Annotated in this window: 7 protein-coding genes; all 7 read left to right on the top strand. The window is 74.4% G+C overall.

Annotation, left to right across the window (positions count from 1 at the left end):
* Window positions 1-156 precede the first annotated feature (156 nt).
* A complete protein-coding gene (locus ABT023_RS28000) occupies window positions 157-1,041 on the top strand; it encodes an NAD kinase (protein ID WP_350889569.1) in 885 nt (294 codons plus the stop codon).
* Between the two features lie 150 nt (window positions 1,042-1,191).
* Window positions 1,192-2,949, top strand: coding sequence for a DNA repair protein RecN (gene recN, locus ABT023_RS27995; RefSeq protein ID WP_350889568.1), 1,758 nt, complete (start codon window positions 1,192-1,194; stop codon window positions 2,947-2,949).
* 120 nt (window positions 2,950-3,069) lie between these two features.
* Window positions 3,070-4,248, top strand: a complete 1,179-nt coding sequence (gene steA, locus ABT023_RS27990; RefSeq protein WP_350889566.1) for a putative cytokinetic ring protein SteA — start codon at window positions 3,070-3,072, stop codon at window positions 4,246-4,248.
* 27 nt (window positions 4,249-4,275) lie between these two features.
* Complete coding sequence (locus ABT023_RS27985; protein WP_350889564.1) at window positions 4,276-5,211, top strand: copper transporter; 936 nt, start codon at window positions 4,276-4,278, stop codon at window positions 5,209-5,211.
* A gap of 67 nt (window positions 5,212-5,278) precedes the next feature.
* Window positions 5,279-6,145, top strand: a complete 867-nt coding sequence (locus tag ABT023_RS27980; protein WP_350889562.1) for a hypothetical protein — start codon at window positions 5,279-5,281, stop codon at window positions 6,143-6,145.
* A gap of 1 nt (window position 6,146) precedes the next feature.
* The gene (gene murJ / locus ABT023_RS27975; RefSeq protein ID WP_350889560.1) at window positions 6,147-7,844 is read left to right on the top strand and encodes a murein biosynthesis integral membrane protein MurJ; all 1,698 of its coding nucleotides are present in this window, start codon (window positions 6,147-6,149) and stop codon (window positions 7,842-7,844) included.
* 55 nt (window positions 7,845-7,899) lie between these two features.
* Window positions 7,900-8,152 (top strand): glycosyltransferase (locus ABT023_RS27970; protein ID WP_350889581.1); only part of this gene is annotated, 253 nt, incomplete at its 3' end.

Genomic DNA, 8,152 nt, shown 5'->3' with positions numbered 1-8,152 from the left:
AGTGAGCTTGCGAGCCCCGCAGTCGCGAACGGAAGGCGGCACGGGTGAGCGCGAGGAGTGAGCTTGCGAGCCCCGCAGTCGCGAACGGAAGGCGGCACGGGTGAGCGCGAGGAGTGAGCTTGCGAGCCCCGCAGTCGCGAACGGAAGGCGGATCCGGTGAGTCGTACCGCGCTGCTCGTGACGCACACGGGCCGGCGCCGCAGCACCGAGCACGCCCGGGCGGTCGCGGCCGACCTGATCGCCGCGGGCTTCGAGGTGCGGGTGGTGGCCGAGGAGGCCGAGGACCTGGACCTGCCCGGCGTGGTGCCGGTGACCGGCCCCGAGGCCGCACATGGCGCGGAGATCGTCTTCGCCCTCGGCGGGGACGGCACGTTCCTGCGCGCAGCCGAGCTGGCCCGCCCGACGAAGGTGCCGCTGCTCGGCATCAACCTCGGCAAGGTCGGCTTCCTCGCCGAGGCGGAGATCGACGACCTCGACGTGGCGGTGCGCGACGTGGTCGAGCGCAACTACACGGTGGACGAACGGCTCACCCTGGACGTGACCGCGGAGTTCGACGGCGGCCCGACGATCGAGTCCTGGGCGCTCAACGAGATCAGCGTCGAGAAGGGCGAGCGGGCCCAGATGCTGGAGCTCCTCGTCGACGTGGACGGCCGGCCGCTGTCGCGGTACGGCTGCGACGGCGTGGTGTGCGCGACCCCGACCGGTTCCACCGCGTACGCGTTCTCCGGCGGCGGGCCGGTGGTCTGGCCGGAGGTGGAGGCGCTGCTGCTGGTGCCGATCAGCGCGCACGCGCTGTTCAGCCGGCCCCTGGTCACCTCGCCGACGTCGACGTTCTCGATCACGGTGGACCCGTTCACCACCCTGGCGGTGCTCTGCTGCGACGGCCGGCGCGTGTACGACCTGCCGCCGGGCGCCCGGGTCACGGTGCGTCGTGGCGCGTTGCCGGTGTGTGTGGTGCGGCTGCGGGCCCGGTCGTTCACCGACCGGTTGGTGGCGAAGTTCGGGCTGCCGGTGCACGGCTGGCGGGGCAACCGCAGGTGAGGGAGGTCTCCCCGGCGTTCCGCCGACGGTGACCAGCAGGCTGGACAGTGGGCCGGTGGCGGCGCCGGGCGGGTGTTCGCCCGGGTCGGTGCCGCGTCCCGGCCGCGCCGGCTGGTCAACTGTCGGGGACCGCGTCTACTGTCGGGTGCTGTGCTGGAAGAGCTGCGCATCACCGGACTGGGCGTCATCGAGGACACCACGCTGCCGTTGGCCGGTGGGATGAACGTCATCACCGGCGAGACCGGTGCCGGCAAGACGATGGTGGTGACCGGTCTCGGCCTGCTCTTCGGTGGCCGGGCCGACGCCGGCCGGGTGCGTGCCCAGCCGGGCCGTGCGATGGTCGAGGGGCGGCTGCGCCTCGTCGGCCGGGTCGCGGCGGCCGTGCACGCCCGGGTCGTCGACGCCGGCGGCGAGCCCGACGACGACGGTGCGCTGCTGCTGAGCCGGACGGTCACCGTGGAGGGGCGCTCCCGGGCGCACCTGGGCGGGCGCAGCATGCCGGTGGCGATGCTCGGCGAGGTCGGCGAGCAGGTGGTGGCGGTGCACGGCCAGTCCGACCAGCTGCGCCTGTTGCGACCGGCCGAGCAGCGGGCCGCGCTGGACCGGTTCGCCGGGCCGGAGCACGAGAAGCTGACAGACGCGCTGCGCGAGGCGTACACCCGGTGGCGGACGGTGGTCGAGGACCTGGCCGACCGGCGGCGCAACGCGCGGGCCCGCAGCCAGGAGGCCGACCTGCTCCGGCTGGGGCTGGACGAGATCGACCGGGTCGATCCGCAGCCGGGTGAGGACAACGAGCTGAAGGCGGAGGCGCAGCGCCTGGAGCACGCCGAGGGGCTGCGCACGGCGGCGCAGACGGCGCACCAGTGCGTGGCAGGCGGCGCCGAGTCGACCGACGAGACGCCGGACGCCACGGCGCTGCTCGGGCTGGCCCGGCGCACGCTGGAGGCGCAGGCCGGCACCGACGCGGCCCTGGGCGACCTGGCGGCCCGGCTGGAGGAGGCGGCGACCCTGGTCACCGACGTTTCCGCCGAGCTGTCGGCGTACCTGGCGGCGCTGGACGCCGACCCGGCGCGGTTGCAGACCATCTATGAGCGGCGGGCGGCGCTGCGGGGGCTGACCCGCAAGTACGCCGACGACGTCGACGGGGTGGTCGCCTGGGCGGAGCGGGCCCGCGTCCGGCTTTCAGACCTGGGCACCTCCGACGAGTTCCTCGACGAGTTGGGCCGGGAGGCGGCCCGGCTGGCCGGCGAGGTGGCCGAGCTGGCCGGGCGGGTGTCGACATCCCGACAGGAGGCGGCGACCCGGTTCGCCGAGCAGGTCACCGTCGAGCTGGCCGGGCTGGCCATGCCGCACGCCCGGATCGAGGTGGCGGTGCTGCCCCGGTCGGTGGGGAAGTCGGAGCCGAGCCTGCCGGTCAACGGCGTCGAGGTCGGCGTGGGTCCGGACGGCGGCGACGAGGTGGAGCTGCGGCTGCTGGCCCATCCGGGCGCACCGTCTCTGCCGTTGCAGCGCGGCGCGTCCGGCGGTGAGCTGTCCCGGGTGATGCTCGCCATCGAGGTGGTCTTCGCCGGTTCCGGCGGCCCGCCCACCCTGGTCTTCGACGAGGTCGACGCGGGCGTCGGCGGCCAGGCGGCGGTGGAGATCGGCCGTCGGCTGGCCCGGCTGGCCCGCAGCCACCAGGTGCTGGTGGTCACCCACCTGCCGCAGGTGGCCGCGTTCGCCGACCGGCACCTGGTGGTGGCGAAGGACGTCGGGGGCGCGGTGACCACCAGCGGGGTGCGGGTGGTGGAGGACACCGCGCGGGCCCGTGAGCTGGCCCGGATGCTGGCGGGTTTGCCGGACTCGGATCTGGGTATCGCCCACGCGGAGGAGCTGTTGGCCGTCGCGGCTCGGGAAAGGCGGCCCTGACCGCGGCCGATTGTGAGCGCAGGCACACCAGTGTGCGCTGCGGTGTGCTTACCTGGGTAGGCGGCCCTGCCCAGGCATGTCGCGACAGAAATGCCTGCCTCACATGCCAGGATGGTCACGATGCGTCTACCCACGTTGCGCCGGAACCGGAGCGCGGAACCGGACACAGTCCTCGGCACCGCGCGCCTCGATCGCCGGACGAAACGCCTGGTCGGCCGGCTACGTCCGGGCGATATCGCGATCATCGATCACGTCGACCTGGACCGGGTGGCGGCCGATTCGCTGGTCGCCGTCGGGGTCGCCGCCGTGCTCAACGCCAAACCGTCGGTCTCCGGCCGGTACCCGAATCTCGGCCCCGAGGTGCTGGTCGCCGGAGGCATCCCGCTCCTGGACGACCTCGGTGAGGGGATCTTCGAGCAGGTCCGGGAGGGCGACACCGTCCGGATCGAGGGCAACACCGTGTACGTCGGCGGCGAGCCGGTCGCGCACGGCGCCCTCCAGGACGCCGAGACGGTGGCCAAGGCGATGGCCGACGCCCGGGAGGGGTTGTCGGTGCAGTTGGAGGCGTTCGCCGCCAACACCATGGACTACCTCAGGCAGGAACGCGACCTGCTCCTCGACGGCGTCGGCGTGCCGGAGATCCAGACCCAGATGCAGGGCCGGCACTGCCTGATCGTGGTGCGCGGCTACGACTACAAGGACGACCTGGACGTGCTGCGCCCGTACATCCGGGAGTTCAAGCCGGTGCTGATCGGCGTTGACGGCGGGGCGGACGCGCTGGTCGAGGCGGGCTACACCCCCGACATGATCATCGGGGACATGGACTCGGTCACCGATGACGTGCTGCGCTGCGGCGCCGAGGTGATCGTGCACGCGTACCCGGACGGGCGGGCGCCGGGGCTGCCCCGGGTCAACGGGCTGGGCGTCCCGGCGATCACCTTCCCGGCGGCGGCGACCAGCGAGGACCTGGCGATGCTGCTGGCCGACGAGAAGGGCGCCTCGCTGCTGGTGGCGGTCGGCACGCACGCCACCCTGGTCGAGTTCCTCGACAAGGGCCGGGGCGGGATGGCCTCGACGTTCCTCACCCGGCTCAAGGTCGGCGGGAAGTTGGTGGACGCCAAGGGCGTCAGCCGGCTCTACCGGCAGAGCATCTCCGGCTCCTCCCTGCTGCTGCTGGTGCTCGCGGCGGTGGCGGCGATGGCCTCCGCCGTGGCGGTCTCCACCGTCGGCAAGGCATATCTGGGCGTGGTCAGCGAATGGTGGAACAATTTCGTGTTCCAGCTCGGCCAGCTCTTCTAGCTCCCGACCGATCAAGAGGCTGCAAGCGTGATCAACTTTCGCTACCACGTGGTGTCCCTGACCGCGGTCTTTCTGGCGTTGGCCATCGGCCTGGTGGTCGGCACGGCCGCCCTCAACGGCCCGGTGGCCGACTCGCTCAAGGAGCGCGTGAACGAGCTGAGCAAGGACAACCAGCAGAGGCGCCAGATGGTCAACGACATGCAGAAGGAACTGGAGATGGAGGAGCAGTTCGCCGCCGAGATCGCCCAGGTGGTGCTGTCGGGCAAGCTCACCGGCCGCCGGGTGGCGGTGGTCACCCTGCCCAACAAGCGGGAGCACGCCGAGGGCGTGCTGAAGATGCTCCGGACCGCCGGGGCCACCGTCACGGGCCAGGTTGACCTCCAGGACAAGTTCATCAACCCGGACAACAACAGCAGCCTGATGGAGTTGGCCGTCACCGCCGCCCGGCCCAGCGCCCCCGCCTCCGGCCTGCCCGGCAACGGCCACGGTGTCGAGACCTCCAGCGCCCTGCTGGCCAGCATCCTGCTGGACCGGGCCGGCGGCACCCCCGTCACCGAGGCCGACCGCAGGGCGGTGCTGGCGGCGTACACCAACACCGGTTACCTGACGACCGACGAGAAGGTGACCGGGCCGGCCGAGGCGGTGGTGCTGGTCAGCGGGCAGCCGTACGTGGACAAGGACTCGGCGAAGAAGGACGAGTCGGTGGTCAAGGTCGCCGAGCAGTTCGACCGGGCCGGCGCGATCGTGGTGGCCGGCACCGGCTCGGAGGGCGGGAACGTGGTCTCGGTGGTCCGGGGCGACCCGGTGCTGTCGCAGACCATCTCCACCGTCGACGACGCCAACACCACGCAGGGGCAGCTGGTCACCAGCCTGGCGCTGGTGCAGCAGGTCGTCGAGAAGAAGGCCGGCCAGTACGGCGTGGGCGACAACGCCACCGCACTGGTGCCTAGACTGCCCCAGTGAGCGAACGACGTACCCGGCTGTCCGATCCCGCCCGCCACGTCGGCGGCGTTCTGAACGGGGTGATTGCGTGAGCCTGTTGGGCCGCCTGCTGATCGCCGGCGCCGGCGCCGCCGCCGCCCGGTACGCGCTGCGCGAGGTGCGCACCTCGCCGGTCGCCCCGGCCCTGGAACGCACCAACTTCCGGGGCCGCACCCTCACCCTGGCCGCCGGGCCGGCGGTCGCCGCGGGCGCCGCCGTGGCCGGGGCGCTCGGCGCGCCCAGCGGGCCCGCAGGTGCCGCCGCGCTGGTGGCCGGAGTGGGCGGGGGCGCGGTCGGCGTCTACGACGACATGGTCGGCGCCCGGCCGGAGCAGAAGGCCGCCAAGGGCTTCGCCGGGCACCTCGCCGCGCTGCGCGAGGGGCGGGTCACCGCCGGCCTCGTCAAGATCGTCGGAGTGGGCGCGGCCGGTCTCGGCGCCGCCGCGCTGCTCGCCGCCGACCCCACCGTCGCCGCCCATCCCCGCCGGCAGCGCCACGGCGCGGTCGGTCGCACCGTCGACGTGCTGCTCGGCGCCGGGGTGATCGCCGGCACCGCCAACCTGCTCAACCTGCTCGACCTGAGGCCGGGGCGGGCGCTGAAGTCCGGCCTGCTGCTCGGCGCGCCGCTGGCCCGGGGCCCGCACGGCGGGATCGCCGCCGGTGCGGTGGGCGCCGCCGCCGGCCTGCTCAGCGACGACCTCGACGAACAGGTGATGATCGGTGACGGCGGGGCCAACGCGCTCGGCGCGCTGCTCGGGGTGGCTCTTGCGGCCCGCACCGGGCCGCTCGGCCGGGCCGGCGCGCTCGCCGTGCTCGCCGGGCTCACCGCGGCCAGCGAGAAGGTGAGCTTCACCCAGGTCATCCAGGCCACCCCGGGCCTGCGCGAGCTGGACGCACTGGGTCGGCGCACCGACTGACGTGAAGACTCCGGCACCCCTCGCCGGCGCCGGCCGGGTGGCCGGAGCGGCCGCGCTGATCGCCGTGCTCACCGTGGTCAGTCGGCTCGCCGGCTTCGGCCGCACCCTGGTGTTCACCTGGACGCTGGACTTCGGCGACCTCGGTGACATGTACGTCGTCGCCAACACCGTGCCCAACATCATCTTTGAGATCGTGGCCGGTGGGGCGTTGGCGAGCCTGGTCGTACCGCTGCTGGCCGGCCCGGTCGCGGCGGGGGACCGGCGGACGGTGGCCGCGACCACCGGGGCGCTGCTGACCTGGACGGTGACGCTGCTGGTGCCGCTGGCCGTGGCGGTCGCGCTGCTGGCCGGGCCGATCGTCGAGGCGTTCAGCTCCGGGCGCAGCCCGGCGGAGCTGGCCGCCGGCGCCCGGATGCTGCGGGTCTTCGCCCCCCAGTTGCCGCTCTACGGCATCGGCATCGTGCTCACCGGGGTGCTCCAGGCGCACCGCCGCTTCGCCTGGCCGGTCATCGCCCCGCTGCTGTCCAGCCTCACCGTGATCGCGGTGTACCTGGCCTTCGGCGCGGCCGAGGGGCGCCGAGCCACGGTCGCCGGGGTGAGCCGGGGTGGCGAACTGGTGCTCTCCGGCGGCACCACCCTCGGGGTGGTGGTGCTGTCGCTGTCGCTGCTGATTCCGCTGCGCCGGCTGGGCCTGCGGCCGCGCCCCGGGTACGTCTTCGGCGCCGACGCCCGGGCCCGCGTGGGCGGGCTGGCGATGGCCGGTGTGATCACCGTCGCCGCCCAGCAGATCGCCCTCGCGGTGCTCATCAGGAGCACCTCCGGCGGACCCACCGGCTCCCTCCAGGTGTTCAACCTGGCCCAGACGATGTACCTGCTGCCCTGGGCGGTGCTGGCCGTGCCGCTCGCCGTCGCCGCGTACCCGACCCTCGCTGCGGCGTCGGCGACCGGCGACGAGGCCGGGTACCGGGACACCCTCGCCACGACCGTCCGAGGGGTGTTCCTGTTCAGCTGCCTCGGCGCGGCGGCGTTGGCCGGCACCGCCGCGCCGGTCGCCGCGTTCTTCCGCCCGGACGACCCCGCCCCGGTCGCCGCCGGGATCGCCGGCTTCGCCCCGGGCCTGCTCGGCTACGGGCTGTTCGCGGTGCTCTCCCGGGCCCTGTACGCCCGGGGCGACACCCGGGCCGCCACCGCCGCGATCACCGTCGGCTGGCTCGCCGTGCCGCTGGCCGTCGCCCCGCTGGCGGCGCTGCTGCCCCGCGACGACCGGGTGCTCGCGGTGACCCTGGCCAACTCGGTCGGGATGCTGCTGCTCGGCGCCCTCCTGCTGGTCGCGGTGCGCCGCACGGCCGGTCACGTCGCGCTGGCCGGCGGGGCCCGCGCCGGTGCGGCCGGGCTGCTCGGCGGGGCGCTCGGAGCGCTCGCCGGGGCGGGCGTCGCCCGGGTGCTGGCCGGGGCCGGCGACGGCACCCCGACGGCACCGGCGGCACTCGTGCAGGGCATGCTGTCCGCAGCCGTGGTCGGCGGCGTGTTCCTCGCCGTCGTGTACCTGACCGACCGGCGGGACGTCCGGCCGCTGCTGGCCGCCGTGCGCCGCCGGCTGGGCGGGGCGGGCCGGGAAAGCGGGCGCGCCGTTGGGCCTCGGCAGGAGGGCGTGGTCCCCCCGGAACGGGGCGACGGAAAGGAGACGGTGTCCGGGTGAGCGCGACGACGTGCGGCGGGCCGACGGCGGTGGCGGGCCGGGGGTGGTCGCGGTGATGGACGCGACGTCGAACGTCCGGCGAAACGGCACCGTGGCACTGCTGCTCGCCTCCAGCACCGGCGGCGTCGGTCAGCACGTCCGTTCCGTGGCCCGAGGGCTCGCCGGGGCGGGCACCCCGGTGCTGGTCTGCGGTCCGGCCGCCACCGAGGAGCAGTTCGACTTCACCGGCGTGGGCGCCCGGTTCCGGCCGGTGGAGATCCCGGCCAGCCCCACCCCCGCCGACGCCCGGGCGGTCGCCGCGCTGCGGC

Source organism: Micromonospora sp. NPDC002296 (assembly GCF_040296145.1).
In the GTDB taxonomy this organism is placed as follows: domain Bacteria; phylum Actinomycetota; class Actinomycetes; order Mycobacteriales; family Micromonosporaceae; genus Micromonospora.
The sequence above is the reverse complement of the archived record's forward strand: the minus strand, read 5'-3'. Positions and strand labels throughout refer to the sequence as shown.

Bases quoted from the DNA above. Each gene is read 5' to 3' on its own strand.
- steA (WP_350889566.1), top strand. From the start codon at position 3,070: ATGCGTCTACCCACGTTGCGCCGGAACCGGAGCGCGGAACCGGACACA.